At 71.4% G+C, this 26,205-nt stretch carries 26 protein-coding genes; 16 read left to right on the forward strand and 10 right to left on the reverse strand.

Annotation, left to right across the window (positions count from 1 at the left end; genetic code table 11):
* Positions 1-178: 178 nt before the first annotated feature.
* Positions 179-1,222 carry an ABC transporter ATP-binding protein gene (locus ABZX11_RS05770; RefSeq protein WP_354910238.1) on the reverse strand — a complete coding sequence of 348 codons (1,044 nt, stop codon included), beginning with the start codon at positions 1,220-1,222 and terminating at the stop codon, positions 179-181.
* Positions 1,219-2,445 carry an extracellular solute-binding protein gene (locus ABZX11_RS05775; protein ID WP_354910240.1) on the reverse strand — a complete coding sequence of 409 codons (1,227 nt, stop codon included), beginning with the start codon at positions 2,443-2,445 and terminating at the stop codon, positions 1,219-1,221. Before ABZX11_RS05775 ends, ABZX11_RS05770 begins: the two co-directional genes overlap by 4 nt.
* Positions 2,446-2,507: 62 nt before the next feature.
* Between ABZX11_RS05775 and ABZX11_RS05780 the strand changes: the two genes are divergently transcribed.
* The 5 genes from ABZX11_RS05780 to lysA all read left to right on the forward strand — a co-directional run bounded on the left by ABZX11_RS05780 (position 2,508) and on the right by lysA (position 7,282).
* Entirely contained in the window at positions 2,508-3,212 is a 705-nt protein-coding gene (locus ABZX11_RS05780; protein ID WP_354910469.1) for a GntR family transcriptional regulator, read from the forward strand.
* Positions 3,209-4,114: a dihydrodipicolinate synthase family protein gene (locus ABZX11_RS05785; RefSeq protein ID WP_354910242.1), complete on the forward strand. Its 906-nt coding sequence runs from the start codon at positions 3,209-3,211 to the stop codon at positions 4,112-4,114. The genes ABZX11_RS05780 and ABZX11_RS05785 overlap by 4 nt, the downstream gene beginning before the upstream one ends.
* Before the next feature lie 467 nt (positions 4,115-4,581).
* Positions 4,582-5,619 carry an acyl-CoA desaturase gene (locus ABZX11_RS05790; protein ID WP_354910244.1) on the forward strand — a complete coding sequence of 346 codons (1,038 nt, stop codon included), beginning with the start codon at positions 4,582-4,584 and terminating at the stop codon, positions 5,617-5,619.
* Positions 5,616-5,789 (forward strand): RGCVC family protein, encoded by a 174-nt coding sequence (locus ABZX11_RS05795; protein ID WP_354910247.1) that lies wholly within the window; start codon positions 5,616-5,618, stop codon positions 5,787-5,789. Before ABZX11_RS05790 ends, ABZX11_RS05795 begins: the two co-directional genes overlap by 4 nt.
* A gap of 149 nt (positions 5,790-5,938) precedes the next feature.
* Positions 5,939-7,282 carry a diaminopimelate decarboxylase gene (gene lysA, locus ABZX11_RS05800; RefSeq protein ID WP_354910250.1) on the forward strand — a complete coding sequence of 448 codons (1,344 nt, stop codon included), beginning with the start codon at positions 5,939-5,941 and terminating at the stop codon, positions 7,280-7,282.
* Here lysA and ABZX11_RS05805 read toward each other — a convergent pair.
* Positions 7,260-8,807 (reverse strand): APC family permease, encoded by a 1,548-nt coding sequence (locus ABZX11_RS05805; RefSeq protein WP_354910252.1) that lies wholly within the window; start codon positions 8,805-8,807, stop codon positions 7,260-7,262. The genes lysA and ABZX11_RS05805 overlap by 23 nt on opposite strands.
* A 264-nt stretch (positions 8,808-9,071) precedes the next feature.
* On the opposite strand from ABZX11_RS05805, the gene ABZX11_RS05810 reads away from it, so the two are divergent.
* On the forward strand, positions 9,072-9,548 hold the full coding sequence (locus ABZX11_RS05810; RefSeq protein WP_176174182.1) for an Lrp/AsnC family transcriptional regulator: 477 nt from the start codon (positions 9,072-9,074) through the stop codon (positions 9,546-9,548).
* Between the two features lie 45 nt (positions 9,549-9,593).
* Here ABZX11_RS05810 and helR read toward each other — a convergent pair whose 3' ends face one another.
* A complete protein-coding gene (gene helR / locus ABZX11_RS05815; protein WP_354910256.1) occupies positions 9,594-11,798 on the reverse strand; it encodes an RNA polymerase recycling motor ATPase HelR in 2,205 nt (734 codons plus the stop codon).
* A gap of 101 nt (positions 11,799-11,899) precedes the next feature.
* On the reverse strand, positions 11,900-13,717 hold the full coding sequence (locus tag ABZX11_RS05820; protein WP_354910258.1) for a LamG-like jellyroll fold domain-containing protein: 1,818 nt from the start codon (positions 13,715-13,717) through the stop codon (positions 11,900-11,902).
* An 80-nt stretch (positions 13,718-13,797) separates the two neighbouring features.
* Between ABZX11_RS05820 and ABZX11_RS05825 the strand changes: the two genes are divergently transcribed.
* Positions 13,798-14,190 carry a VOC family protein gene (locus ABZX11_RS05825; RefSeq protein WP_354910260.1) on the forward strand — a complete coding sequence of 131 codons (393 nt, stop codon included), beginning with the start codon at positions 13,798-13,800 and terminating at the stop codon, positions 14,188-14,190.
* Here ABZX11_RS05825 and ABZX11_RS05830 read toward each other — a convergent pair.
* Positions 14,166-14,654 (reverse strand): DUF6328 family protein, encoded by a 489-nt coding sequence (locus tag ABZX11_RS05830; protein ID WP_176174178.1) that lies wholly within the window; start codon positions 14,652-14,654, stop codon positions 14,166-14,168. The two genes, ABZX11_RS05825 and ABZX11_RS05830, sit on opposite strands and share 25 nt — an antisense overlap.
* 126 nt (positions 14,655-14,780) lie before the next feature.
* Between ABZX11_RS05830 and ABZX11_RS05835 the strand changes: the two genes are divergently transcribed.
* Positions 14,781-15,329: a superoxide dismutase gene (locus ABZX11_RS05835; RefSeq protein WP_354910267.1), complete on the forward strand. Its 549-nt coding sequence runs from the start codon at positions 14,781-14,783 to the stop codon at positions 15,327-15,329.
* A gap of 1 nt (position 15,330) precedes the next feature.
* Here ABZX11_RS05835 and ABZX11_RS05840 read toward each other — a convergent pair whose 3' ends face one another.
* The 3 genes from ABZX11_RS05840 to ABZX11_RS05850 all read right to left on the reverse strand — a co-directional run bounded on the left by ABZX11_RS05840 (position 15,331) and on the right by ABZX11_RS05850 (position 18,636).
* Positions 15,331-15,720 carry a TIGR03667 family PPOX class F420-dependent oxidoreductase gene (locus tag ABZX11_RS05840; RefSeq protein WP_354910270.1) on the reverse strand — a complete coding sequence of 130 codons (390 nt, stop codon included), beginning with the start codon at positions 15,718-15,720 and terminating at the stop codon, positions 15,331-15,333.
* Between the two features lie 67 nt (positions 15,721-15,787).
* Positions 15,788-17,611, reverse strand: coding sequence for a DUF2339 domain-containing protein (locus tag ABZX11_RS05845; RefSeq protein WP_354910273.1), 1,824 nt, complete (start codon positions 17,609-17,611; stop codon positions 15,788-15,790).
* A 59-nt stretch (positions 17,612-17,670) separates the two neighbouring features.
* A complete protein-coding gene (locus ABZX11_RS05850) occupies positions 17,671-18,636 on the reverse strand; it encodes a Gfo/Idh/MocA family oxidoreductase (protein ID WP_354910276.1) in 966 nt (321 codons plus the stop codon).
* Positions 18,637-18,771: 135 nt separating this feature from the next.
* Between ABZX11_RS05850 and ABZX11_RS05855 the strand changes: the two genes are divergently transcribed.
* Both ABZX11_RS05855 and dusB read left to right on the forward strand, forming a co-directional pair.
* Entirely contained in the window at positions 18,772-19,281 is a 510-nt protein-coding gene (locus ABZX11_RS05855) for an O-acetyl-ADP-ribose deacetylase (protein ID WP_354910279.1), read from the forward strand.
* Positions 19,282-19,299: 18 nt separating this feature from the next.
* A complete protein-coding gene (gene dusB, locus ABZX11_RS05860) occupies positions 19,300-20,439 on the forward strand; it encodes a tRNA dihydrouridine synthase DusB (protein ID WP_354910282.1) in 1,140 nt (379 codons plus the stop codon).
* On the opposite strand, the gene ABZX11_RS05865 is transcribed toward dusB, so the two are convergent.
* Positions 20,360-20,758, reverse strand: coding sequence for a hypothetical protein (locus ABZX11_RS05865; RefSeq protein WP_354910284.1), 399 nt, complete (start codon positions 20,756-20,758; stop codon positions 20,360-20,362). The genes dusB and ABZX11_RS05865 overlap by 80 nt on opposite strands.
* 239 nt (positions 20,759-20,997) lie before the next feature.
* Between ABZX11_RS05865 and ABZX11_RS05870 the strand changes: the two genes are divergently transcribed.
* From ABZX11_RS05870 to ABZX11_RS05895, 6 genes are read left to right on the forward strand one after another with little or no spacing between them, the layout of a single operon-like run.
* Positions 20,998-21,645 carry a VC0807 family protein gene (locus ABZX11_RS05870; RefSeq protein WP_176174170.1) on the forward strand — a complete coding sequence of 216 codons (648 nt, stop codon included), beginning with the start codon at positions 20,998-21,000 and terminating at the stop codon, positions 21,643-21,645.
* Between the two features lie 32 nt (positions 21,646-21,677).
* A complete protein-coding gene (locus ABZX11_RS05875; RefSeq protein ID WP_354910287.1) occupies positions 21,678-22,370 on the forward strand; it encodes a GntR family transcriptional regulator in 693 nt (230 codons plus the stop codon).
* Positions 22,367-23,362, forward strand: a complete 996-nt coding sequence (locus ABZX11_RS05880; RefSeq protein ID WP_354910290.1) for an ADP-ribosylglycohydrolase family protein — start codon at positions 22,367-22,369, stop codon at positions 23,360-23,362. The genes ABZX11_RS05875 and ABZX11_RS05880 overlap by 4 nt, the downstream gene beginning before the upstream one ends.
* Positions 23,359-24,234, forward strand: coding sequence for a PfkB family carbohydrate kinase (locus tag ABZX11_RS05885; protein ID WP_354910293.1), 876 nt, complete (start codon positions 23,359-23,361; stop codon positions 24,232-24,234). Before ABZX11_RS05880 ends, ABZX11_RS05885 begins: the two co-directional genes overlap by 4 nt.
* A complete protein-coding gene (locus ABZX11_RS05890) occupies positions 24,231-25,670 on the forward strand; it encodes a cytosine permease (protein WP_354910295.1) in 1,440 nt (479 codons plus the stop codon). Before ABZX11_RS05885 ends, ABZX11_RS05890 begins: the two co-directional genes overlap by 4 nt.
* Positions 25,667-26,197 carry an isochorismatase family protein gene (locus tag ABZX11_RS05895; protein WP_354910297.1) on the forward strand — a complete coding sequence of 177 codons (531 nt, stop codon included), beginning with the start codon at positions 25,667-25,669 and terminating at the stop codon, positions 26,195-26,197. Before ABZX11_RS05890 ends, ABZX11_RS05895 begins: the two co-directional genes overlap by 4 nt.
* Positions 26,198-26,205 lie beyond the last annotated feature (8 nt).

Consider the following 26,205-nt stretch of genomic DNA (forward strand, 5'->3'; position numbering starts at 1 on the left):
GCCTTCCCCGCGGCCGATCCCGATGCACCTCGGGCAGCGGCAACCCTCGCGGTGGCCGCCACCACGCCACAGGCCTGAGCGGTGCCCGCCCGCGCAACGCGACCGGCACCGGCCCGCGGCGTGCTGCCCGCGCACCCTCCGCCGCGTGCGGCACGCACCTTCACCGCGTCACCGGCGCTCATGGCGCGAACACCAGGACCCGCTCGGCCGGCACGCCGATCCTCGCCGTGTCGCCGGGGGCGAGGCGCTTGTCCGTCCGGAAGTACACCGGCACGCCGGTGCCCAGGCGGGCCGAGACCGACAGCTCGCGGCCGTGGTACTCGACGATCTCGACCGTCACGTCGACGGCGTTCTCCGTCCCGTCGCCGATCACGAAGTCCTCCGGGCGGATCGCCACCTTCGCCGGGCCCTCCGTGAGCGAGCCGCGGCCGGTGAGGCGGACTCCTTCGCCCTCCACGGTGACCGATGAGGCCGCCGCGGAGGTCACCGTCACGTCCAACAGATTGCGATACCCCATGAAGGAGGCCACATAACTGTTCACCGGCTGGGCGTACACCTCCTCCGGCGTGCCCACCTGCTGGACCGTGCCCTCGCGCAGCACCACCAGGCGGTCGGCCAGTGACAGGGCCTCCTCCTGGTCGTGGGTGACGTACACCGTCGTCAGGCCGAGGGTCTGGTGGAGGCGGCGGATCTCCATCCGCATCTCGAGGCGAAGCTTGGCGTCCAGATTGGACAGCGGCTCGTCCATCAGCACCACGGGCGGCTCGAGCACCACCGCGCGGGCGATGGCGACGCGCTGCTGCTGCCCGCCGGAGAGCTGGGCGGGGTACTTCGCCGCGTGCTCGGTCAGCTGCACCAAGCGGAGCGCTTCGTCGACCCGTCGCCGGGTCTCGGCGCGGCCGACCTTGCGCATGCGGAGGCCGAAGCCGACGTTGGCCCGCACGGACATGTGCGGGAACAGCGCGTAGTTCTGGAACACCATCCCGAACCCGCGCTGCTCGGGCGGCTGCCCGTCGATGCGGGTGTCGTCGAGCCAGATGCTGCCCGCGGTCAGGGGCAGCAGGCCGGCCAGGCAGTTGAGCGCCGTCGACTTGCCGCAGCCGGACGGGCCCAGCAGGGCCACGAACTCGCCCCTGGCGATGGCGAGGTCGAGGCCGCGCAGGGCGTTCGCGGTGCCGAAGCTGCGCGAGACGCCGTCCAGCCGCAGCTGCCCGAACGTCACTTCTTGCCGACCTTCGAGCCGCCGACCAGCTGGTTCCACTTGTCGAACGCCTTGACCTGCTGCTCGGCAGGCAGCGACGTCTCCTTGGGGTACTGGGCGATCCACTGCTCGTACTCCGGGCGCCCGAACTGCCGAAGCGTGTCCTGGCTCTTCTGCGGCGCCATCTGCAGGGTGACGTCCTTGACCGCGGGGCCTGGGTAGAAGTACCCGTCGTCGTAGGCGATCGCCTGCTGGTCGGGCTTGAGCATCCAGGCCACCAGCTGCAGGATCGCCGACTCCTGGTCGGGCGAGAGCCCCTTCGGGATGAGCGCGTACTGGGCGTCGGTGACCCAGTGCATCGGCTGCATGATCGCCGTCTTGACCGTGTTGGGCACCGTGCCGAGCTTGCGCGGGTTGATGTCCCAGCCGGTGGTCGACATGATCATGTCCACCGATCCGGACGCCAGGTTCTTCATCGTCTCGGTGGTGCCCGACGGGTAGTACTTCACGTACTTGCCGAGCTCCTGCAGGAACGCCCAGGTCTTGTCCCAGCCCTTGTCCGGGTCCTTCGGGTCCTTGTCGCCCAGCAGGTACGGCAAGCCCATCAGGAACGTCCGGCCCGGGCCGGAGTTCGACGGCTGGGCGTACTGGAACTTCTCCGGGTGCGCCTTCGCCCAGTCGAGCAGCTCCTGCGGGGACGTCGGAGCGGCCGGCACCGCGCCGGGGTTGAACTCCAGCAGCGGACCCGAGGGGTAGTAGACGACCTCGATGCCGTAGCCGTTGGCCAGCTCCTGCATCTTGGCCGCGGGCTCGAGGTAGTTCTGCATCAGGTTCGGGAAGCGGCCCGAGAAGTCCGGCAGCACTTTGGCCAGCGTGCCGTTGGCGATGCCCGCCGAAAGCCCGTCGGTGCCGCTCAGGACCAGGTGCGTCTGGGCGACGCCGCCGTCCTGCTCGGCCTTCAGCTTGCCCGCCATGCTCGGTGCGGGCGCCGTCGAATAGGTGACCTTCGACAGCACTTCCGGGTGCGCGGCCTTGAAGTTCTCGATCATCTGCTTGGTCAGCTGCAGGTTGCCCGCGACGTCGAGGATGTTCAGCTCGACCGGCTTGCTCGGCTTGTCCGGCACGGCCTGGGGAGCCGCCGCCTGGCCGCCGTCGCCGCCGGGCGCGCCGCAGGCCACCAGACCGGCGGCGAGGCTCAGCGCCGGCAGCAATCTTCGGAATCGGAAGCCGGTGCGACGGTGCATGGCTGCTCCCTACGTCCATGATAATGTTGTATGTCGCATCGTATATCAGATCGGACATGCCAGTGGCGAGCACTTCTTCGGCCCGGAGGCCGCCGCCGCCCGTCTCGCGGACGGATTTCGTGCGTGACGCGGTCAAGGAAGCGATCTTGAGCGGCGAGTTCGGGCCGGGCGAAACGCTCGTCGAATCCGAGGTCGGCGCCCTGCTCGGGGTGTCGAAGACGCCGGTGCGCGAGGCCCTGCGGATCCTGGCCGGTTCCGGTTTGGTCACGATGAGCACGTACAAGGGCGCCGCGGTGCGGGTCATGGACGCCGAGAGCGCGCACGCGGTGTTCGACCTGCGCGCGCTGCTGGAGCCCGAAGCCGTCCGGCGGGCCGTCGAGCGGGGTGCGGACTTCGGCGAAGCGCGGCAGGTGCTGGCCGGGGTCGAGACCGGCGCGGCGGCCGACGACCGGGCGAAGGCCAGCCTGGCCAACCGGCTGTTCCACCGCGCGCTCTACGCCGGCTGCGGGAACCCCTTGCTCGTCGAAATCCTCGACGGGCTGCGCGACCGGGCCGCGCTGATCACCGTGACCGGCTGGGGCATCAGCCCCACCTGGCAGGGCGAGGCGGGCGAGCACCGGGCGATCCTCAACGCCGCCGAGAGCGGCAACGCCCGGCAGGCCGAACACCTGCTGCGCAGGCACATCACCGATTTCATCGACCGGATCGCCTTCGGGCTGCCCGGCGAGCGCACCACCGAGACCGGCGATCCGAAGGGGGCCCGATGACGTTCGAGGAGCAGAGGCGGCGGCTTTCCGGGGTGGTGGCCATCCCGGTCACGCCGTTCGACGCCGAGGGCGCCGTCGACGGCCAGACGTACGCGAAGCTGGTGGACCGGCTGGTCACCGGCGGCATCGAGGTCGTGACGCCGAACGGGAACACCGGTGAGTTCTACGCGCTCGACGCGAGCGAGGCGCGGCAGTGCCTGGAGGTCACCGTCGAGGCCGCGGCCGGCCGCGCGAGCGTGCTCGCCGGGATCGGCCACGACGTCTCTTCGGCGACGCGAGCCGCGGTGCACGCGCGAGAGGCCGGCGCCGACATGCTCATGATCCACCAGCCGGTGCACCCGTACGTCTCCGGCGACGGCTGGGTCGACTACCACGCGGCGATCGCCGCGGCGGTGCCGGAGCTCGGGGTCGTGCTCTACGTCCGCAACCCGGCCATCGCCGGTGAGCAGCTGCGCGCGCTCGGAGAGGCGGCGCCGAACGTCATCGGCGTGAAGTACGCGGTGCCGGACCCGGTGCGGTTCGGCTCGGTGGCCCGGGACGCGGGCTTCGACCGGTTCGTGTGGATCGCGGGCCTGGCGGAGCTCTCCGCGCCCGGCTACTTCGCCGTCGGGGCCACCGGCTTCACGTCCGGCCTGGTGAACGTCGACCCGGCGATCTCGCTGGAGATGTTCCACGCACTGTCCACAGCGGACTATCCGGCGGCGATGACGGTCTGGGAACGGATCCGGCCGTTCGAGGAGCTCCGCGCCGCCAACGGCAACGCCAACAACGTCAGCGTGGTCAAGGAGGCCCTCGGCCGGCTCGGCCTGTGCCGCCCGGACGTCCGCCCCCCGAGCCGGCTGCTGACCAGCATCGAACGGACGCACCTTTCCCGGCTGCTTTCCTCGTGGGGCCTTCTGTGATGGCGGCTCGTCGGCGGGTCGGGGGGGGCGGCGGTGCCGCACCCCGGCTCGTCGACGAGCCACCCGATGACAGGGGTCTCCCGGACACGAACCGCGTTGCCGCAACCTGGTTGGGCGCCCCGGGCAGTCCCATTGCGCGACTGCGGGCGGCTGCTCGCCGGTCGAACGACCGGCACGGCTGCAGGACGAACGGGTTCTCCGGTTCGACTCCTGTCCCCGGCCAGGTGATGGGCCGGAAGGCCTCGGGTGTGTGGTAGGTCACCGTCATCCCGATGTGGCCGACTGTACACCTCTTCGGTGGTTCGCGGAGAATTGCCAAGGAGACCGCCGGGTGAGAGGCTTGACGCACGACGCGGTACCACCGCGACCAGGCCCCAGTGCCCTTTCCCGAACCGGACCCAGACCCCGTCAAGGCTGGAAACCGTTGCTGGACAAGCCTTTAACGACTTAGCCAGAGCGGTGCGTTGATGACATCCACGCGAATTTCGGACACTCCCGCGACGCCCGGTAGCGATTTCGCCGAGCTGTCGCGGATGATCAAGGCGGCGGGACTCCTACAGCGGCGACGGCGCTACTACGCCGTGCGGATCGGCCTCAACCTCACTGCGTTCGGCGGCGGCTGGGTTGCCTTCGCCTACCTGGGCGACTCGTGGTGGCAGCTGCTCATCGCCGCTTTCTTCGCGATGGTGTTCGCGCAGCTGGCGTTCATCGGCCACGACGCCGGGCACAAGCAGATCTTCCGCAGCCGCGCGGCGAACGACGCGACCGGGCTGGTCCACGGTGGACTCACCGGGTTGAGCTACGGCTGGTGGATCGGCACCCACGCGCGCCACCACGCCAATCCCAACCACGAGGACGAGGACCCGGACGTCGACATCGCCGCGCCCGCGTTCAGCAAGGCGCAGAGCTCGCGGAAGCGCGGGTTCCTGCGCTGGGTGGCGAAGTACCAGGCGTTCCTGTTCTTCCCCCTGCTCCTGCTCGAAGGGCTCAACCTGCACGTCTCGAGCGTGAAAGCGGTCTGGCGCGGGGACATCCGGCGGCACAAGCTGGAGGCGGTGCTGCTCATCGGGCACCTGGCGGCCTATCTCGCCGCGGTGTTCATCGTGCTGTCGCCGCTGACCGGGATCATCTTCGTCCTGGTGCACCAGTTCCTCTGGGGGCTGTACATGGGCTGCTCGTTCGCGCCCAACCACAAGGGCATGGAAATGCTGTCCGCCGGGCACCAGCTGGACTTCCTGCGCAAACAGGTGCTGACCTCGCGCAACATCCGCGGGAACCGGCTGACCGACTTCGCCCTCGGCGGGCTGAACTACCAGATCGAGCACCACCTGTTCCCGAGCATGGCCAGACCGAACCTGAAGCACGCCCAGGAGATCGTCCGCGACTTCTGCGCCCGGCACGACATTTCCTACGCCCAGTGCGGCTGGGCCCGCTCGTACGGGTACGTGCTGCAGCACCTCCACGCCGTGAGCGAACCCCTGCGGAAGGCGAAGGTGGCACCGTGACGACGCCACAGCCCGCCACTCCGGCCGAGCCCCGCTCCGGCACACAGTGCCCGAGCTGCCCGCACCCGCTCGGCACGCACGACGCGATCGCGCGCCGCTACTGCGCCGCGACCGGACAGGCGACCGACCGCGGCTGCGTGTGCAGTACCGGTTCCGAAGCGGCTCACTGAGGCGAGCCCGTGACCGAAGTTACTGGCGCGTTAACAAGGCGTAAGCGGACCAACCGCAGCCGTCAGGACGGCATTCACGGGTGATCTTCGGGCTCGCCTCCGGGAGTGTCCTGACGGAGTCCGATCCGTCGTGATGCCCGGAGGCACCCGTGACGCTCAGCGAGCTTCTTCCCAGCCTCGGCTGCGAAGCCGCCGATCACCTCGAGCCAGGAGTCTGGCCGCGAAGCACCCGACTCGGCGAAGACGGCGAACTGCTCTTCGCCGGCGCGCCCGTCAGCCACCTCGCGGCCCGCTTCGGGACGCCGTCCTACCTCATCGACGAACAGCAGGTCCGAGACACCGCCCGCGAGTACCGCGAAGCGCTGCCGGACGCCGAAGTGGCGTACGCGAGCAAGGCGCTCTGTACGCGGGCCGTGCTGCGTTGGGTCGCCGAAGCGGGGTTGTCGCTCGACACCTGCTCCGCCGGTGAGATCGCCGTCGCGCGCTCGGTGGGCTTCCCCGCCGAACGCATGCTGCTGCACGGCAACGCGAAGACGCCCGAGGACCTGAAGGCCGCGCTCGGCTACGGCGTCCGGCGGATCGTCGTCGACTCGCTCGACGAGATCGAGCAGCTCGGCGCGCTCGCCCACGGCGCGCAACAGGTGATGATCCGCGTGACGCCGGGTGTCGCGGCAGGGGCGCACGCGGCCATCAGCACCGGCGCCGAAGGCCAGAAGTTCGGCTTCTCGCTCCTCGACGGCGTTCCCGACAACGTCGACGCTGCCGTCGAAGCCGTGAAGCGGCAACCCGGGTTGCGGCTCCAGGGGCTGCACTGCCACATCGGCTCCCAGGTGACCCGGGTCGACCGGTACGAAGCCGCCGCGCGCCGGATGGCCGAGGTGCTCGTCCGGCTCCGCGGCACCCACGGCGTCACCCTGCGGGAACTCGACCTCGGCGGTGGCCACGCCGTCCCGTACGTCGGCGGCGAGCCCGCCTTCGACCTCGGCGGCTATTCGCGGCGCCTGCGCGTCGCGCTGGCCTACGAATGCGCGGCGCACGGCTTCCCCCTGCCCCGCCTGACGATCGAGCCGGGCCGGGCCATCGTCGGCCCGGCCGGGATCACCGTCTACCGCGTGTGCGCGGTCAAGCGCGGCAGCCGCACGTTCGTCGCGGTCGACGGCGGCATGAGCGACAACGCGCGGCCGTCCCTCTACGGCGCCCGCTACACCACGCGCCTGGTGGGACGGCGGTCGAAGGCGAACCGCGTCCCGATGACCGTGGTCGGCAGGCACTGCGAAGCCGGTGACGTCCTCGCCGAGGGCATCAGTCTCCCCGCCGACCTGCACGCGGGCGACCTCCTGGCCGTCCCGTGCACCGGCGCCTACCACCACTCGCTGGCCTCGAACTACAACCAGGTCGGTCGCCCGCCGCTGGTCGGCGTCCGGGATGGCGTCGCGACGCTGCTGGTCCGCCGCGAGACCGAGGAGGACCTCAGCCGGCGTGATCTGGGCTGATCGTGTCGCCGCCGCGCGGGACGGACCCGCGCGGTAGGCGGCGGCCGGCGAAGAACTCCCGGCAGGCCCGGTGGACGGCGAACATCAGCGGCACCCCGAGCACGATCGACACGACGCCGATCACCGCGACGCCGCCGATGCCGAACACCGTCGTCTCGCCGGCGTCCGGCCGCGCGTACTCGATCAGCGCGAACACCAGCACGGCCAGGAAGAACACGCCACCGGTGAACGGCAGCAGCCCACGCAGCACGAAGTGGCGCACGCTCGTGAAGAGCGTCCGGCGGAACACCCAGACACAGGCCAGCGCGGTCATCGTGTACTCGATGGCGATGGTCAGCCCGACCGCGTCGACCGAGTCGGACAGCACGTTGTCGCTGATCAGCGCCAGGAGCACGTACACGGCCAGCGAGACGAGCCCGAACGCCCAGGTCGCCACGGTCGGCGTCCGGTACCGCGGGTGCACGCGGCCGAAGACGCGCGGCAGGGCACCGTGGCTGGCCATCGACAACGTCGTGCGCGCGGCAGGCATGATCGTCGCCTGGCTGGTCGCCGCGCCGCTGGTCAGCACCGAGACGATCAGCAGCACGCCGAGGACCTTGCCGGTCGTCCCGTCGCCGAACACCGCGCCGCCCAGGCCGGCCAGCACGTCCTCGGAGTTCGCCTCGTTCGCCAGTCCGATCCCTTCGCTGCCGACGCCGGCGAAGGCCAGCGCGGCGACCGTCACGAGCAGGTAGTTCAGCACCAGCAGCACCGTCGACAGCACGGCGGCGCGGCCCGGCGCGTGCCGCGGATCGGCCGACTCCTCGTTGACCGACAGCGAGCTTTCCCAGCCCCAGTAGATGAACACGGCCAGCAGCACCGCCGAAACCGCGGCGCCCGCGGAGACCCCGCCCGGCCACAGCCAGTCCGGGCGCGGCAGCGACGCCTGCGGCCCGGCCGTGCCGTCGAAGACGCGGACCAGGGCCACCACCGAGAAGATCACCAGGACGGCCAGCTCGACGCCGAGCAGGAGCCACTGCACCCGGGCGGACACTTCGATACCGCGGTAGCAGAGCCAGCAGAGGACCAGCAGCCAGGCGGCCCCGATCGCCGTCGTCACCCAGCGGTTGCCCGCCGCGTCCGAGGCACCGAACAGCAGCAGCGTGTAGCGCCCGGTCAGCGCGGACTGGCTGCTCATCACCAGCAGCTGCGCGGCCGTGACGACCCAGCCGGTGAACCAGCCGGCGTGCGGGCCGAACGCGCGGGCCGCCCAGGTGAAGTTGGTGCCGCAGTCGGGTTCCGCGGTGTTCAGCTCGCGGAAAGCGAAGGCCACGAACAGCACCGGCACGAACGAGAGCAGCACGAACGCGGCCGCCTGGAACCCGGTGCCGGCCAGCACGATCAGCCCGAGGGTGGCCGCGATGGAGTAGGCCGGCGCGGTCGACGACATCCCGATGACCATCGACGACACCATGCCCAGCGCGCCGCCGCGCAGCCCCTTCGCGGGTACGGCGGGGACGACGCCGAGCGCCACGGCCTCCGACATGCGTTGGTCCTCCTGGGGTTGCTGGGGACGACAGAGCCGCCAGACGGTACCCGGCGGCGCCCGGCCGGCGCGTCCCGCTGTGCGCGGGCACACAAAAGCGCCTCGGAAAGCCTCGTGGATTCCCGTCCTGACCACCGAATCCTCGGCTGAGCGTGGCGTGCACGTCGAATCGCGCGAAGCTCGCGCGGAGGGCTCGCTTTCTCGGCTGGTCTCGATACGCTGCGCACTTGACAAATCACATGCCGAAACACAGGGAGGGACGGCATGGGTGACGAAACACGTGCGCGCGCGCTGGACAACACGGACAGATCGCTGATCGACCTGCTCCAGAAGGACGGCCGGGCCTCGTTCACCGCGCTCGCCAAGGCGGTCGGGCTTTCCGAGGGGGCAGTCCGCCAGCGCGTGCAGCGGCTGCTGCGCGACGACCTGATGCAGATCGTCGCGGTGACCGACCCCGCCAACGTGGACCTGACGCGCCAGGCCATGGTCGGCATCAGCGTCGACGGCGTCGATCCCCGCGACGTCGCCGACAAGCTGTCCGAGCTGCCGAACGTGCACTACGTCGTGCTGTGCGCCGGGCGCTACGACCTGCTCGCCGAGCTGGTCTGCCGCGACGACGACCACATGCTCGAGGTGCTCGGCGAAGAGGTGCGCAAGATCCCGGGCGTGTCCGGGACCGAGCTGTTCGTGTACCTCAAGCTGGCCAAGCAGAACTACTCCTGGGGCCGGCTCACGGCTTAGCGGTGCGGGGATGACGGGCCGTCCCGCCCGCCACCCCCGGTTCGCCTACAGGAAACGCCGGTGCCCGGACCTCGCGGGCACCCCGGCCTCGGCGAGGCCGGTCAGCGCCGCCGGGAGCGGATCCCGGTGCAGCACCCCGAGGCGCTGCGTGGCGCGCGTGAGCGCGACGTAGAGCTCCGCCGCGCCACGCGGGCCCGCGGCCAGGATCCGCTCCGGCTCGATCACGAGCACGGCGTCGAACTCCAGTCCTTTGGCCGCCGCGGCCGGGATCGTTCCCGGCACTCCCGGCGGGCCGATCACCACGCTGGTCCCGTCCCGGCCTGCCTCGTCGCGGACGAAGTCGCCGACGGCGCCGGCCAGCTCGTCGGCCGCCACTCGTCTGGACCACGGCCGGATCCCGCACGCCCGCACGGATTCCGGCGGCCGCGCGTCCGGCGCGAACGACTTGAGCACCGCGCCGGCGACGGTCATGATCTCCGCCGGGGTCCGGTAGTTCACGGTCAGCTCGCGGTACAGCCAGCGGTCGCCGACGTAGGGCTCGAACACCGGCCCCCACGCCGTCGCCCCGGCCGCCGAACGGCGCTGGGCGAGGTCGCCGACGACGGTGAACGACCGGCTCGGGCACCGCCGCATCAGCACCCGCCAGTCCATTTCGGACAGTTCCTGCGCCTCGTCGACCACGACGTGCCCGTACGTCCAGTCGCGGTCGGCGGCGGCCCGCTCGGCGAGGGCACGCGGATCGCGCTCGGTGAACCGTTCCGCCAGCTCACCGGCGTCCAGCAGGTCCTCGGCCACCAGCTGGACGTCCTCGTCCAGTTCCTCCTGGTCCAGCTTCATCAGGTCCATCACGCCGGAGGCGTACTCGGCTTCCGCAGCCACCCGGCGGCGCGCCGCGGCGCGGTCGGCGCTGTCGTCCCGGCCGAGCAGGTCGACCAGCTCGTCGAGCAACGGCACGTCCGGCACGGTCCAGGCCGGGCCGTCCGCGCGGAACAGGGCCGGATCGGCCCCGGCGGCCTCGAGCCGGCGAGGAGACGCGTACAACGTCGCCAGCAGCACCTCCGGCGTCAGGGACGGCCACAGGCCGTCGAGGGTCGTGGCGAGCTCTTCGTGGCTCGCTAGTTCATCGAGCACCTCGGCCCGGAGGTCCGCCCACAGCAAGCGGTCCGCCGGGCCCAGCCAGCCTTCGCCGATCTTCGCCACGGCCCGCTCGGCGACGAGCGCGACGGCGTGCTCGCGGAAGACCGCGCGGGCTTCGTTGTGCGGCAGCCCCGACGCGCGGGCGGCGCGCCGGGCTTCGGTGGCGAGCTCAGCGTCCAGCTCCACGGTCACGTCACCGAGGTCGATCGGCACCGGTTCGCCGGGCACCTGCTGGCGGTCGGCGACCGCGGCGGCCAGCACGTCGAGGATCTTCAGCGAACCCTTGAGCCGCGCCACCTCCGGCCGGTCTTCGGCCGTGACGCGCAGCCCGGGCACCAGGTCGCCGGTCGTCAGGAAGACGACGTCGGACTCGCCGAGCGAAGGCAGCACGCGGCCGATGTGGTCGAGGAACAGCGGGCTCGGCCCGACCACGAGCACGCCGCTGCGCGACATCCGCTCGCGCCGGGTGTAGAGCAGGTACGCCACCCGGTGCAGGGCGACGGCCGTCTTGCCGGTGCCGGGACCGCCTTCGACCACCAGCACGCCCGCGTGGTCCAGGCGGATGATCTCGTCCTGCTCGGCCTGGATCGTCGCGACGATGTCCCGCATGCCCTCGCCGCGGGGCGCGTTGACCGCCGCGAGCAGGGCCGCGTCCCCGCGTTCGTCGTCGCCGGGACGGCCGAGCACTTCATCCGTGAAATCGAGGACGCGCCGGCCCATCGTGTGGAACTGACGGCGGCGGCGCATGTTTTCCGGCGTCGCCGCGGTGGCGACGTAGAACGGCCGCGCCGCCGGTGCCCGCCAATCCAGCAGGAACGGTTCGTAGTCGTTTTCCGCGTCGAAGAGCCCGATCCGGCCGATGTAGCTGGTTTCCCCCGAAACGGCGTCCAGCCTGCCGAAACAAAGCCCGTTGTCGGCGACGTCCAGCCGGACCGCCTCCCGCGACCGGAACCGGACGTCGTTCTCCCGTTCCCCCGGCGACACCCCGGTTTGCCCGAGCGCACCGCGGTACCGGGCCTGCGCCGCCGCGCGCTCGCGGTCGAGCCGCTCGTACAGCGCGGCGACGTAGGCCCGTTCTTCCCGCAATTCCTCGTCGTACCCCTGGTTTGACAAGTTCCCCTCACAGCGGTTAGACTCTTATCAGGTTCGGCGATCGCTCCCGTTGTTTTCGGAGGACACGCCGATTTTTTATTGTCCACCCGCTGTCAAGAGCCTCAGCCCAGCATGAATTCACGCGGGTTCAGCGGCCGGTCGACCACCCGCACGTCACCCAGCAACCCCGCGAAACTGCGGTCGACCTTGCTGTCGTAGGACGACGCGCCGACCAGCCACGGGCCGCCCGGGTCGGCGAGCCCGACCGCCGGCGTGGCCGGGTTCCGCACCACCGGGCAGCCGTCGACGTAGACGACCGTGCGCCGGCCGTCGTTCACCACGGCGACGTGCCACCACTTCTCCACCGGCAGCTCGTGGCCCCAGTTCGTCGAGGTCCGGTTCTGGTTCAGCGGGTACACCGCCCACTGCAGCTCGCCACCGTCCGAAAGGGACAGCGTGGCCGCCGATTCCTTCGGGTCGTCGCCGGTCTTGCCCGCGGCCGCGCCGCTGCCTTGGCGGGCGAACAGTCCGCACCAGCCGTGGTGGCCGTCCTTGAAGTTTGCCGGCAGCCGGAAGAACGCCTCGACCGTGTACCCGCGCTCGAACTTCAGCCGGTTGATCGGCGCGGCGTCGACCGTGCGCAGGTAGGCGCCCCGGCTCGGGTCGCGGCCTCCGTCGAACCGCAGGCTCGCCCGTGACGGCTGCCGCGGCGAAAACTCCTTCGAATACTGCAGCGCGTCCGGCCCGCTGCCGGGCGCGGTGACGCGCGTGAGGTCGTTGCCGCGGCCGGTCTGGTCGCGGACGACGACGGTGTCCGGCACCGCCTGGCCGTCCTGGCCGCCTTCGAAGCGCCAGTACGCGACCGTGCCCGGGACCAGCAGCTGCTTCGCGGGCCGCGCGGGCGGGACCAGCACGGGCGCGAAGCCCTTGAAGCGCTCGGCGAAGTCGATCTCCAGGCTGAAGTAGTCGGTGGCCCCGCTGCGCTCGGCTTCCTGCTGCTGCATCTCGCTGAGGTGGTCCTGCGCGGCGAGCCACGGCGAGAACGTCCGGACGTCGATCACGCCCCGCGCCAGGTCGAACCGGTAGAGCCGGACCATCGCGCTGCCGCCGTAGTAGCGGTCCTGGTAGTTGGCGATGTGGACGTGCACGTCGTGGCCGGCGGCGTTCTGCCGGACGGTGCGCCCGGTCGGCCAGTAGTGCCCGTTGAGCGTGAGGAAGATCTGGTCGTTGCCCTGGACGAGCTCCTGCCAGACGTGCTCGCCGAAGGTCGAGAACTGGGCCTGGTGGTCGTCGTCGGCCCAGACGAGTTCGTGGATGGTCAGGATCGCCGGCAGCGTCGGGTGCTGCGCGAGCACCTGCTTCGCCCAGTTCAGGCCACCGGCCGAGGGCCGCCAGTCGAGGGCGAGCAGCAGCCACTCGCGGCCGCCGCCGCGGAAGATGTGGAAGGTGTTGTAGCCGTCCTTCGAGGCGCCCCGGAACGTCGGCGAGTTGCGCTGGCGCTGCGGGCCGAACGCGTCGAGGTACGGCGACGGGCCGCGCTGGTCGTCCTTCGAGCCGTCGATGTCGTGGTTGCCCGCGAGGGTGCTGTAGGGGAACCGGCGGCAGTCGAGCGCCTGGAACGACCGGCTGATCCTGGCGAACTCGTCCGCCCGGCCGTTCTGGGTGAGATCACCGAGGTGAGCGAGGAAGACAACGTTGTCGGCCGACTCATCGAGGACGTACCGCAGCGAGGCGTCCAGCGGGGCCGCGTCCCCGCGGTCCTCGTCGAACAGGTACTGCGTGTCCGGCATGACCACGAGCGTGAACCGCGGGTCTTCGGCGTCCGGGCGGTGCCGGCCGGTGGCTTCGGCGGCCGGGGCGCCGAGGACGTTCGGCAGGGTCGCCGCGGCGGCGACGGCCGGGGCGCCGAGGAGGAAGGTCCGGCGAGAAGTGTCAGTCACGGGCGGGAAGCTACGGGCGGCTTCCGACCACCCCGGCAACTGCTGCCGAACGCGGGATGAACAGCGGTAGTGTGCCCCGCATGAGCGGGCCGCGGGTGTTCCGGTTGATCCAGCCCGTCGACGACGTCGAGGTCGCCGTCGCGTTCTACGCCGCCGTCTTCGGCGCCCCCGGCGAGCGGATCGCGGTCAACCGCCACTACTTCACCTGCGGCGGCGTGGTGCTGGCCTGCGTCGAAGCGCCCCCGGAACACCGCGAGCCCCGCCCGCGGCGGGACCCGCGGATCGTCTACCTCGCGGTCGAGGACGTCGAGGAGACGTTCGAGCGGGTGCGCGCCGCCGGACCGCGCTGGGTCGACGACGCGATCGAGACGCAGTTCTGGGGCGAGCGCTCCTTCTACGCCGACGACCCGTTCGGCAACCCGCTCTGCTTCGTCCAGGAGGACACGCTCTACTTGGGCGGGCCCGTCGGCTGATCACCGTTGGCCGGGTGCATCCGCATCGGCATGACGAACCAGAGGATCCCGAAGATCAGCACGCACAGCGCGCCCAGGACCACCATCGCGATCCAGCCGTAGACGACCTTGGCGATCAGCGCGACCGTCGAGGTGATGGCGAGGGCCAGGCAGACCAGCCCGACCAGCACGAGCCGGTTGCCGACGGTCAGGATCCGCTCCCGGCTGCCGGTGCGGAACAGCAGCCGGTGCCACGCCGCCGGCGCGGTCAGCAGCGCGGTCGCGGCCACCGCCAGCGCGACCGCGGACAGGTGCAGCGCCTTCTCGAACCCGCTGGCGTCGTGGAACCGGTCGGTGAACACGACCGACAGCAGGAAACCGAAGAGGATCTGCACCCCGGCTTGAGCGACCCGCAGCTCCTGCAGCAGCTCGCCGAGGTTGCGCTGCAGCTTCTCGTTGCGGGTTTCGCCGGTGTGTTCGGACACGAGACGACCATAACCGGGCTCGGGACGGTCCACCGGTTGGGAAATACGTGACTTTTCCACCATATCGGTCACACTTTCGAGTGATGATCATGGCTGCGTCCCCGGACGACTGGCTAAAGAGGGGAAATGCGCCTTCTTCCCGCCTTGGCCGCCGCGGCCGCCGTCGCCCTACTCGTTCCGGGTGCCGCCGCCGCGTCACCGTCGCCGGCGCGGTTCACGACCGCCCACGGCACGTTCTCCGACCACGCCCCGGCCGTGACGTACCGCCCCGACCTCGTCCCGCCCGGTGCCCGGGCGCACGTCTTCGGCGTTTCGGCCACCGGCACCACCACCCTGCTCTTCGTCACCGGCCTGCTGCCGGGCCGCGCCTACGGCGCCCACGCGCACACCCAGCCGTGCGGAGCCACCGGCGACGCCGCCGGGCCGCACTTCCAGCACGTGCCGGACCCGGTGAAGCCGTCGGTCGACCCCGCGTACGCGAACCCGCGCAACGAAATCTGGCTCGACTTCACCACCGACCGGGCCGGCACCGGCTTCGCCCGGTCCACAGTGGACTGGAGGGTCACCGATCGGCGGCCGAAGTCCGTGGTCGTCCACGAGACGCACACGCACATCGACCCGGGCCACGCGGGCACCGCGGGTGCCCGGCTCGCCTGCCTCGACGTCGACTTCTGAGTCAGAACCCCCAGGTGCGCTCGGGCACCACGCGGATGCGGACGGAGTACTTGGCGTCGAACCCGGCCGCGTCCAGGCCGATCGCCGCGTAGCGGGAGCCGTACTTGTCGAGGTACCCGGGCGCCTCCGACGCCTTGCCCGCCTCGACGTGCGCTTTCCCGCTCACGACGAGGATCGAGCCGCCGTGGGAGTCGCTGTTGAGGTGGAAGCTGATGTCGGGGTTCGCCTCGATGTGCCGGAGTTTCGCGGTGCCGGGCTCGCTGAACACCACGATGTCCTCACCGTCGAGGACGAACCACACCGGCCGGGGTGCGGGCCGGCCCTTCGGCGTGACGGTGGTGAGCCAGGCGATCGGTTCGCCGGCGCGATCGGACAGTTTCGGTGCTGCCATGTCGGTGCCCCCTGGTCGTCGGGTCTGTGACCCAGGTAACCACGGGGCACCGACAATTTCTTCCGCGCTACCGCGACGCGACCCGCCGCGCGTACCGCGTCCCGGCCGCCAGCAGCACCAGTCCCGCGCCGAGGAACGCGCCGACCCTGGCCAGCCCGTCGAGCGTCGAGAGGTCGAACAGCACCAGCTTGACCACCGCGGCGCCGACCAGGATCAGCCCGGTCACCCGCAGCGCGACGACGTCGATCCCGCGCAGGAGCAGCACGAGCGCGGCGACCGTCCAGGACACCGTGATCAGTGCGTGGCCGAGGAGGAACCCGGTCCGGCCGGGCACCGCCAGCAGCGCGCCGCACAGCACGACCCCGGCGGCGCCGTACAGCGCCGAAACCCCGGCGACCAGCCAGATCGGCAGGTCTTCGGCCGGCCCGCGGAACACCTCCAGTCGCGCGGCGGCCCACGGCAGCGCGACCGACACGGCGAGGATCAGCGCGGCGACCGCGAGCGCGCCGGTCAGCTCGGCGACCGGGTGCGCGCGGGGGACGATCAGCAACAGCGGCGTGACGTCGAAGACCACGCCGAGCAGGCCGCCGATCGCCGCGAACCCGAGCGCGGCGGCCAGCGCGCCCCGGTTGCGCCCGCCGACCGCGGCCACGACCAGCAGCAGCGCCTCCCCGAGCAGCACCCCGGCGCGCGCCGGCCCGTCGAACTGGGTGACCGTCGCCTGCAGGAGGGCGAGCAGCCCGGCCAGCCCGGCCACCTGTCCGGCGAACCCGGGCCACCACCGCCGGGCGGCCCAGACGGCGAGCAGCACGACACCCGCACCGGCCGTGATCGGCACGGCCTGCGCCTTCGGCAGCAGCAGCGCCGTGATGAGCGTGGGCACCACCGCGGTCGCCAGCAGCGACAGCGCCGCGGGGTCGTTTTCGCGGCGGCGCAGCGCGATCAACGCGAGCACGACGCCGGTGACCCCGGCACCGCCGGCCGCCGCGGTGTTCGCCCAGCTGCCGCCCCCGCCGAGCCACGCCGTGCTGATCACGGAGGCGAACAGCGGCGGCAGACCGGCGGCGAGCGTCAGCGACGACCAGTCGCGGCGCAGCTGCACCGGTGCCGTCGCGAGCTGGACCATCAGCAGGAAGGTGACCAGTTCGGGGGTGAAGCCGCGGACGATCATCGGTGCGCACACGACACAGCCGATGACGACGGCGGCGGCCAGCAGCGGCGAATCCCAGCGCACGGCCACCAGCAGCCCGCCGACGGCGACCGCCAGCCCGGCGGCGAGCCCGGCGAGCACCGGCAGGAACTCGTACAGCGACGTCGCGGCGAGGACGTCCAGGTAGAGCGTCGCGATGCCGGTGGCGGCCAGCGCGAACGCGCCGGTGCGGCCGGCGGGCTTGCGGTGCAGCCACACACCGGTGCCGGTCAGCGCCAGCCCGAACCCGGCGCCGACGAGCACGCGCGGCAGCGGCCCGAGCCAGCCGCGCTGCACGGCGAGCACGAGCAGCAGGACGACGCCGAGCAGCGTCACGGCGCCGCCGACCCAGGCGAGCACGCGGCTGCCGGCGCCTTCCTTGCCGAGCTTTTCGCCCAGCGTCTGCCGCGGGATCGGCATGGAGGGCGCGGGCGCGTACTGCGGGGGCGGCGCGTACTGCGGCTGGGGCGGCGGCTGCCACTGGTAGTGCGGCCAGGGGACCGACTCGGGCCGCATCGGCCGGGGCGGCTGCGGCTGGGGTTGGGGTTGGGGCTCAGGCTGCGGCGGTTGCGCGGCCTGTTCGGCCTGCTCTGGCTGCGTCTCCCGGACGGTTCGCAGTTCGGAGCCCACCAAGGCGAGACGACGCCCCAGGTCGTCGATCTCGCCGGCGAGCCGGAGGAGCACATCCGCTTCGGTGGTCATACCGGACAGCGTCGCCCACCGGCGTCACCTGCGGATCCGTAGCACTACTCAATCGCGGGTCACGTCCTGGTCGCGGCCAGCACCCGGTCCATGGTGGTCATGATCGAGACGGTCTCGGCCAGCGGCATCAGCGGGCTTTCGGTCTCGCCGTCGGCCAGCCGCAGCGCGACTTCGTCGGCCTGGTGCCGCAGGCCACGCCCCTCGTCGACGTACTCGAAGCGGCTTCGCTCGCCTTCGCGCGGGATGAAGGTGAAGGACGCGGGAGCGTAGAAGGGCCCGTCGACCTCGATCCGCGCGTCGGTGCCCACGATCGCCGCGGTGGTCGGCGAAACGGCGCTCAAGGTGCAGGTCAGGACGGCCTGGGCGCCGCTCGCGTAGCCGAGCAGCATCGACATCTGGGCGTCGACGCCGGTGAAGGCGGGCGTCGCCATCGCGGCCACCCGCTCGGGCGCCCCGAGCACCATCGACGCGAACGAGACGGGGTAAATCCCCAGGTCGAGCAGGGCACCACCACCCAGTTCCGGCGCGAACAGCCGGAAGGCCGGATCTTCGGCAAACCACTGCCCGTGATCGGCGGCGACGGTGACGACGTCCCCGAGCCGCGGCAGGAGCTCACGGATGTGCCGGACGTGCGGCAGGAACCGCGTCCACATCGCCTCCATCAGGAAGAGGCCGTTGGCCCGCGCCAGTTCGACGAGATCACGGGCCTCGTCGGCGTTCATCGTGAACGGCTTCTCGACGAGCACCGGCTTCCCGGCTTCGAGGGCGAGCCGGGCGTTGCCGTGGTGCAGCGGGTGCGGGGTGGCGACGTAGACGACGTCGACGTCCGGATCGTCCGCGAGGGCTGCGTAGCTGCTGTGCCGACGGGGGATGCCGAGCGCGTCGGCGAACCGCCCGGCGCTTTCAGCCGACCGCGACCCGACCGCGGCGACCACGCCGGACCCGGTGAGCCGCAGGTCCTGGGCGAAGGCCGTGGCGATCCCGCCGGTACCCATGATTCCCCAGCGGAGAGGCGCGTTCGTCATACGCCGAACCCTATGCCTGGCCGGAGTGACGAGCCGATCACCGTGAGGGCGACGTGACGGTCCGGGAAAGCAGGTCCCCGTTCGCCCGGTGCGAACCCCCAGCCGCCGGTTCCGGCCGGCAGGCACCATCGGGAGATGACCGCGATCGAGGTGGTACTCGGCGACATCACCCGCGAGCGCGTCGACGCTGTCGTCACGGCCGCGAACGAGTCGCTCCTGGGCGGTGGCGGCGTGGACGGCGCGATCCACCGCGCCGCCGGGCCCGAGCTGGCCGAAGCCGGCGCGGCGATCGCGCCGTGCGACCCGGGAGACGCCAAGGCGACGCCGGCGTTCGGCCTCGCCCCGGTCAGGTACGTCATCCACACAGTGGGCCCGGTCTGGGACGGCGGCGGGTACGGCGAGGCCGAGCTGCTGGCGTCCTGCTACCGCCGTAGCCTGGCGGTCGCCGACGAGCTGGGGGTCCACCGCATCGCGTTCCCGGCGATCGCGACCGGCGTCTACGGCTCCCCGCCTGCCGAAGCCGCGCGGATCGCGGTCCGCACGCTGCGGGAGACACCGTCCGGGGTCGAGCTGATCCGCCTCGTCGCGTTCGACGAGGAGACGCGTGCGCTGCTCGAGGCCGCGCTGGACCCTGATTGGGTGTGACCAACACCACCAGCGACAATGGAGGACGTGACCGCGACCCTGAGCAAGCCCGCCCTGAAGATCGGCCCCTACGAGGTCGATCCGCCGGTCGTGCTCGCGCCGATGGCCGGGATCACCAACGTCGCCTTCCGGCAGCTGTGCGCCGAGTACGGCGCCGGCATCTACGTGTGCGAGATGATCACCGCCCGCGCCGTCGTCGAACGGCATCCCGGGACCATGCACATGATGACCTTCGGGGCCGAAGAAAAGCCCAGGTCGATGCAGCTGTACGGGGTTGACCCGAAGACCATGGCCGAAGCCGTCCGGATCATCGTCGGCGAGGGGCTGGCCGACCACGTCGACTCCAACTTCGGCTGCCCGGTCGCGAAAGTGACGCGCAAGGGCGGCGGGGCCGCGCTGCCGTTCAAACGGAAGCTGTTCGAAGCCATCGTGCGCGAGTCGGTGAAGGCCGCCGGGGACACGCCGTTCACGGTGAAGTTCCGCATCGGCATCGACGACGACCACCACACCTTCCTCGACGCCGGCCGCATCGCCGAAGCCGAAGGCGCCGCCGCCGTCAGCCTGCACGCCCGGACCGCCGCCCAGCGCTACTCCGGCCAGGCCGACTGGACGAAGATCGCCGCGCTCAAGGAAGCCGTCACCAGCATCCCGGTGCTCGGCAACGGCGACATCTTCTCCGCCGCCGACGCCCTGCGCATGGTCGAGGAGACGGGCTGCGACGGCGTGGTCGTCGGCCGCGGCTGCCTCGGCCGCCCGTGGCTGTTCGGCGAGCTCGAAGCCGCCTTCGCCGGGCGTCCGCTACCGACCCCGCCCAACCTCGGCGAGGTCGCGCAGGTGCTGCGCCGCCACACGGAGCTCCTCATCGAGCACGACGGCCACGACAAGGCGATGCGCGACATCCGCAAGCACATGGCCTGGTACCTGATGGGCTTCCCGGTCGGCTCGGAGCTCCGCCGCGGGTTCGCGATGCTCTCGTCGATGGACCAGCTCGACGACCTGATCGCCCAGCTCGACCACTCGGCCCCGTTCCCCGAGGCGGCGACGGGCCCGCGCGGGCGTCAGGGCTCCCCGGGCAAGGTCACGCTGCCACACGGCTGGCTGGACGATCCGGACGACGACTGCGTCCCCGAGGCGGAAGACATGCACTCGGGCGGCTGAGCTGCACCAGGCTCACGCCGAACAGCAGCACCCCGAGCGGCACGTGCACGGTCGTGACGTGCGCGATCCCGAGGAAGACCTGCGCGGTGACGAGCCCCAGGAAGACGGCCGCGTACGGAATCGCCCGTGGCGACCCGCCGCCGGGCCGCCACACCAGCACGGCAGCGATCACCTGTAGGACGGCGACCGTCCAAATCGTGTACGCCGAAGCGCTGTGGAGGACGTGCCCGTTCGGAGTCGTCAACAGCAGGCCCGCGGTGATCGGCGCGAGGAACAGCGCCAGCGTCTGCAGCGCGATCGTGCCGCGCAGGAAGATCATCATACCCAGTAGACGACGCAGCGGCCCGGAATGTGAGGTGGCTATGGTTGCTCGCGACTTTCGCGCTTGATTTCCAGCGGCGGGTGCAGGGCCTTCGCGATCTCGGGAATGTGTCCCCACCGTCGAACAGCAAGCTCAAATCGCGTTCGAGTAGTACCAAGCCGGCCGTGACATCTGTCAGGTCCAAGTCGTGGCGGACGGCATCCTCCCCAGCCCCTCCGCCGCGACAAGCTCTACCCATGACGACGAACCAGCCCGGAAACGCCCTCCTCAAGACCCTCGCGATCGAGATCGCCGTCCCCATCGGCGTCTACTACGCGCTCCACTCGTTCGGCGCGAGCGACTTCACCGCCCTCGCCGCTTCCGGTGTCTTTCCGCTGGCCCGGACGCTCTACCAGTTCGCCAAGGACCGCACGCTCAACGGCCTCGCCCTGGTCGTCCTGGTCACGAACGTCGTCGGCATGCTGCTCACCTTCGTCACCGGTGACGCCCGGATGATGATCGCCAAGGACTCGCTCGGCAGCGGCATCACCGGCCTCGTCATCCTCGCCTCCGCGTTCACCGCGGCCCCGATCATGACCAAGACCATGCGCCCCTTCCTCACCCGCGGCAGCGCGGAACGGGAAGCCGCCTGGGAACGGCTGGGCCACAACGAGCAGTTCAACGCCATCCTGCGGCGCTGCAGCGTGATCTGGGGCATCGGGTTCGCGCTGGAGAGCTCGATCCGCATCGTCGGCGCGTTCACCCTGCCCGTCTCGACCATGGTCTGGCTGAGCACCGTCATCTTCGCGGGCTCCTTCGCGATCATCATGGTCGTCTCCGGCAAGGTGGCCGAGCGGGCAGGCAAGATGATCGCGGCGGACGCGAAGCTGCTCGTAGCCGCTTGACCTGCGACAACGCTGGGTGTACAGGTGTGAACATGTACAGCAAGCGGCAGCAGCTGGTCGGCGATCTCACCGACATGATCCGCTCCGGGCGCCTCGCCAACGGCGAGCGCCTCCCCGGCGAAAACCAGCTCGCCCTGCAGTACCAGGTCAGCCGCGGCACCGTCCGCAGTGCGCTGTCCGAGCTCCAGCAGCTGGAGCTCATCTCCACCCAGGCCGGCGTCGGGTCGTTCGTCAGCTTCGACGGCGTCCAGCTCGACCAGCGGCTCGGCTGGGCCCGCGCCCTCGCCGACGCGGGGGCGCCGGTCACCACCGAGCTGCTCGGCATCGAAGCCGTCGAAGACGTTGCCCTGGAAGAAGAATTCGGGGAGCGGGCCTACGTCGCCGTGCGGCGGCTGCGGCGGGAGCGCGAGCGCGGGATCTCGCTGGAAACCGCCACCGTGCCCGCCGTCGGGCCGCTCGCCGACCTCCCCGCGACCGGCCTGCAGGACGGCTCCCTGACCAGGACTCTCGAGGCCGCCGGCCGGATCTCCGCCGGCGGCGACCAGTGGATCAGCACCGAACGCCTCGACGCCTGCTCCTCCGAACTGCTCGGCCGCAGCGTCGGCGAGCTCTTCCTCCGCGCCGAGCGGACGTCGGTCGACCTCGAAGGCCGGCTCGTCGAACGCGTCGTCAGCCTGCTGGACCCGGACCGGTTCCAGTTCCACCTGACCTTCGGACACCGGTGACCGCGCGGGAGAGGGCGCTCGGCGCGTTCACCGGGCTGGCCGTCGGCGACGCGCTCGGCATGCCGACGCAGTCGATGTCCCGTGCCGCCATCGCCGCCACCTACGGGCCGGTCACCGGCCTGCTGACCGCCGTCGCCGAGCAGCCGGTGGCGCCGTCGATGCCCGCCGGCTCGGTCACCGACGACACCGAGCAGGCCGTCCTGCTGGCCCGGCTGCTCATCGACGGCCGCGGCGTCGTCGAGCCGCACGTCTTCGCCGACGCCCTGCTGATCTGGGAGGCCGACATGGTCCGCCGCGGCTCCGCGGACCTGCTCGGGCCGTCCACGAAACGCGCGATCGCCCGGCTCCAGGACGGCGTCCCGGCCGACGAGGCGGGCCGCACCGGCACCACCAACGGCGCCGCCATGCGGGTCACGCCGGTCGGCATCGCCACCCCGTCGGACGACCTGCACCGGCTGGTCGACGCGGTCGTCGCCACCGCGCGCGTCACGCACAACACCAGCCTGGGCATCGCGTCGGCCGCCGCGGTCGCAGCCGCCGTCTCCGCCGGGGTCGACGGCGCGAGCCTGGCCGAAGCGCTCGACGCGGGCGAGCGCGCCGCCGTCGTCGGCGGGGAACGCGGGCACTGGGCGCCCGGCGGGGAAATCGCCGCGCGGATCCGCTGGGCGCGTGACTGGGTGCGAGGCATGACCCCGGCCGCCGTCGCCGACGCGGTGGCCCAGGTGATCGGCACGTCGGTGGCGTCGCAGGAGTCCGTGGTGGCCGCGTTCGCGCTGGCCGAAGCCATGGGGGACGACCCGCCGTCGGCGTTGCGGCTGGCCGCGGGGCTCGGCGGCGACACCGACACCGTCGCCGCGATCTGCGGGGCGATGCTCGGCGCCGCGCACGGGGTCGGCGCCTTCCGCCCGGACGTCGTCGAGACCGTGCTCGCCGTCAACCGGCTCGAATTCGGGCCGCTGGTCGACGAACTCCTGAAGCTGCGCCGCCGATGACCGGGCGGCTGGTGCACACCGGGCAGGTCGTCGTCGACCTCGTCATGGCGGTGCCGGCCCTGCCCCCGCATGGCGGTGATGTCTTCGCGTCCTCGGCGAACCTGTTGCCCGGCGGCGGTTTCAACGTCATGGCCGCCGCGGCACGCTCCGGCGCGCCGGTGCTTTACGCTGGCAGCCACGGAATCGGCTTCTTCGGTGATCTCGCCCGCAGCGCCCTCGCGGCCGAAGGTGTTGCACTGGCCCATGAACCACTGTCCGAAGTAGACACCGGAATCGTCGTGGTCTGGGTGGACGCGACCGGTGAGCGCACCTTCACGACCAGTACCGGCGCCGAAGGACGGCTGCGCGCCGAACTCCTCGACCAAGTCACCCCAAAGACTGACGACGTCGTGTACCTGAGCGGATACAGTTGGTTGCACGAGACAAATCGCGGCGCCCTCATCGAGTGGCTGCCCCGGCTGCCCGGCTCGAAGGTCCTGTTCGACCCCGGCCCGCTCATCACCGACATCGACCCTGGAGACCTCCATGCCCTTCTATCCACAATAGACGTTCTGAGCTGCAACGCCCGCGAAGCCGAGGCGCTGGGTGAGCTGCCACCCGTTGCCGTCGTCCGCGAGGGCGCGAAAGGCTGTCGTGTCCACGAAAACGGCCGGATCACCGACGTCCCCGGGTTCCCGGTCGACGTCGTGGACACCACCGGCGCCGGCGACACGCACTGCGGCGTGCTGGCCGCGGAGCTGTTGCGCGGCAGTACCGTCCTCGACGCCGCCGTGCGCGCCAACGCGGCGGCCGCGCTTTCGGTGACCCGGCGCGGCCCGGCGACCGCGCCGGGCCGGGAAGAGATCGACCAGCTGCTGGAGGCGACGACATGAGCGGTACCGAGGCCCGCGGGCTGAAGGTGGAGACCAACGGCCTCGACGTGATCGACGACGCCGAGCGGCGCGGGCGGCCGCGGCAGCTGTTCTGGCCGTGGTTCGGCGCGAACGTGTCGGTGCTGGGGCTGAGCTACGGCTCGTTCACCCTCGGCTTCGGCATCTCGTTCGGGCAGGCGCTGGTCGCCGGTCTCGTCGGCATCCTGTTCTCGTTCCTGCTGTGCGGGTTCATCGCGATCGCCGGCAAACGCGGGTCGGCACCGACGATGCTGCTCTCGCGGGCGGCGTTCGGCGTGCGCGGCAACCGGCTGCCGTCGGCGATCTCGTGGCTGCTGACGGTCGGCTGGGAGACCGTGCTCGCGGCACTGGCGACGCTGGCCACGGCGACGGTGTTCGAGCGGCTCGGCTGGGGCGGCGGGACGCCGACGAAGGTGGTCGCGCTCGTCGTGGTGGCGGCGCTGACCGTCGCCGCCGGCGTGCTCGGCTTCGACGCGATCATGAAGCTGCAGACGTGGATCACCTGGATCACCGGGGTGCTCACGGTCGTCTACGTGGTCCTCGTGGCCGGTGACGTCCACTGGGAAGCGGTGAGCGCGCTGCCGTCCGGCTCGGCGCAGCAGTGGGTCGGGGCGCTGGTGTTCCTGATGACCGGCTTCGGTCTCGGCTGGGTCAACGCGGCCGCGGACTACTCGCGCTACCTGCCGCGGTCGGCGTCGAGCCGGGGCGTGGTCGGCTGGACGACGTTCGGCGCGTCGGTGGCGCCGGTGGTGCTGCTGGTGTTCGGGCTGCTGCTGGCCGGCTCGTCGCCGGACCTGAACAAGGCGATCGCGGCGGACCCGATCGGCGCGCTGACGACGTTGCTGCCGCTGTGGTTCCTGGTGCCGTTCGCGATCGTCGCGGTGCTCGGCCTGGTCGGCGGCGCGGTGCTGGACATCTATTCGTCGGGCCTGGCGCTGCTCTCGGCGGGCCTGCGCATCCCCCGCCCGGCAGCGGCGCTGGTCGACGGCGTGATCATGGTGCTCGGCACGATCTACATCGTCTTCTTCGGCGGCGAGTTCCTCGGGCAGTTCCAGGGTTTCCTGGTGACGCTGGGTGTCCCGGTCGCGGCCTGGTGCGGCGTGATGCTCGCGGACATCCTGTTGCGGCGGCGCGACTACGCCGAGGCCGAGCTGTTCGACCCGGCCGGCCGCTACGGCGACGTCCGGTTCGGCCCGATCGCCGTGGTCCTGCTGGCCACGGCGCTCGGCTGGGGCCTGGTGACCAACACGTCGGCGGAATGGCTGAAGTGGCAGGGATACCTGCTGGAACCGTTCGGCCTGGGCGGCCGCGAAGGAGGGTGGGCCTTCGCGAACCTCGGCGTGCTGCTGGCACTGGCCCTGGGTTTCCTGGCAACGTTGCCGACGCGGCGGCGGGTCCGCGAACAGGAGGCGGTGTGAGGAGAATCCTGGCGGTCATCGACCTGCAGAACGTGTTCGCCGACCGGGCGAGCCCGTGGTTCACCCCGCGTTTCGCCGAGGTGGTGCCGCCGATCCACCGCTTGGTGACGGCTTTCGGTCACGACGTCGTGTTCACGAGGTTCGTGGCGCCCGCCCAGCCGGAAGGCGCGTGGCGCCGCTACTACGAGCAGTGGCCGTTCGCCCGCCAGCCACCGGACGCACCGCTGTACCAGGTGATCGACGGCTTCAACCCACTTTCCACAGTGGACGCCACCACCTTCGGCAAGTGGAACGCCCGCATGGCCACCAGAGTGGGCGGCGCAGGCTTGGTCCTGGCGGGCGTCTCGACGGACTGCTGCGTGCTGTCGACGGCCCTGGCCGCGGCGGACGCGGGCGTCGCGGTCACCGTGGTCTCGGACGCCTGCGCCGGCGTGGACGACGAAAGCCACGCGAAGGCGCTCGACATCATGCGGCTGTACGCCCCGCTCATCCAGGTCGCCACCACCGAGGAGGTGCTCGCGAAGTAGATTCGGCC

The sequence above is a fragment of the Amycolatopsis sp. NPDC004169 genome (assembly GCF_040610315.1).
In the GTDB taxonomy this organism is placed as follows: domain Bacteria; phylum Actinomycetota; class Actinomycetes; order Mycobacteriales; family Pseudonocardiaceae; genus Amycolatopsis.

What these genes read in the sequence shown, in the direction of transcription:
- ABZX11_RS05775 (WP_354910240.1), bottom strand. Translation starts at nt 2,445, where the DNA reads ATGCACCGTCGCACCGGCTTCCGATTCCGAAGATTGCTGCCGGCGCTG.
- ABZX11_RS05785 (WP_354910242.1), top strand. Translation starts at nt 3,209, where the DNA reads ATGACGTTCGAGGAGCAGAGGCGGCGGCTTTCCGGGGTGGTGGCCATC.
- ABZX11_RS05790 (WP_354910244.1), top strand. Translation starts at nt 4,582, where the DNA reads ATGACATCCACGCGAATTTCGGACACTCCCGCGACGCCCGGTAGCGAT.
- ABZX11_RS05805 (WP_354910252.1), bottom strand. Translation starts at nt 8,807, where the DNA reads ATGTCGGAGGCCGTGGCGCTCGGCGTCGTCCCCGCCGTACCCGCGAAG.
- ABZX11_RS05810 (WP_176174182.1), top strand. Translation starts at nt 9,072, where the DNA reads ATGGGTGACGAAACACGTGCGCGCGCGCTGGACAACACGGACAGATCG.
- ABZX11_RS05825 (WP_354910260.1), top strand. Translation starts at nt 13,798, where the DNA reads ATGAGCGGGCCGCGGGTGTTCCGGTTGATCCAGCCCGTCGACGACGTC.
- ABZX11_RS05835 (WP_354910267.1), top strand. Translation starts at nt 14,781, where the DNA reads ATGCGCCTTCTTCCCGCCTTGGCCGCCGCGGCCGCCGTCGCCCTACTC.
- ABZX11_RS05840 (WP_354910270.1), bottom strand. Translation starts at nt 15,720, where the DNA reads ATGGCAGCACCGAAACTGTCCGATCGCGCCGGCGAACCGATCGCCTGG.
- ABZX11_RS05845 (WP_354910273.1), bottom strand. Translation starts at nt 17,611, where the DNA reads ATGACCACCGAAGCGGATGTGCTCCTCCGGCTCGCCGGCGAGATCGAC.
- ABZX11_RS05850 (WP_354910276.1), bottom strand. Translation starts at nt 18,636, where the DNA reads ATGACGAACGCGCCTCTCCGCTGGGGAATCATGGGTACCGGCGGGATC.
- ABZX11_RS05855 (WP_354910279.1), top strand. Translation starts at nt 18,772, where the DNA reads ATGACCGCGATCGAGGTGGTACTCGGCGACATCACCCGCGAGCGCGTC.
- dusB (WP_354910282.1), top strand. Translation starts at nt 19,300, where the DNA reads ATGGAGGACGTGACCGCGACCCTGAGCAAGCCCGCCCTGAAGATCGGC.
- ABZX11_RS05865 (WP_354910284.1), bottom strand. Translation starts at nt 20,758, where the DNA reads ATGATCTTCCTGCGCGGCACGATCGCGCTGCAGACGCTGGCGCTGTTC.
- ABZX11_RS05870 (WP_176174170.1), top strand. Translation starts at nt 20,998, where the DNA reads ATGACGACGAACCAGCCCGGAAACGCCCTCCTCAAGACCCTCGCGATC.
- ABZX11_RS05875 (WP_354910287.1), top strand. Translation starts at nt 21,678, where the DNA reads ATGTACAGCAAGCGGCAGCAGCTGGTCGGCGATCTCACCGACATGATC.
- ABZX11_RS05885 (WP_354910293.1), top strand. Translation starts at nt 23,359, where the DNA reads ATGACCGGGCGGCTGGTGCACACCGGGCAGGTCGTCGTCGACCTCGTC.
- ABZX11_RS05890 (WP_354910295.1), top strand. Translation starts at nt 24,231, where the DNA reads ATGAGCGGTACCGAGGCCCGCGGGCTGAAGGTGGAGACCAACGGCCTC.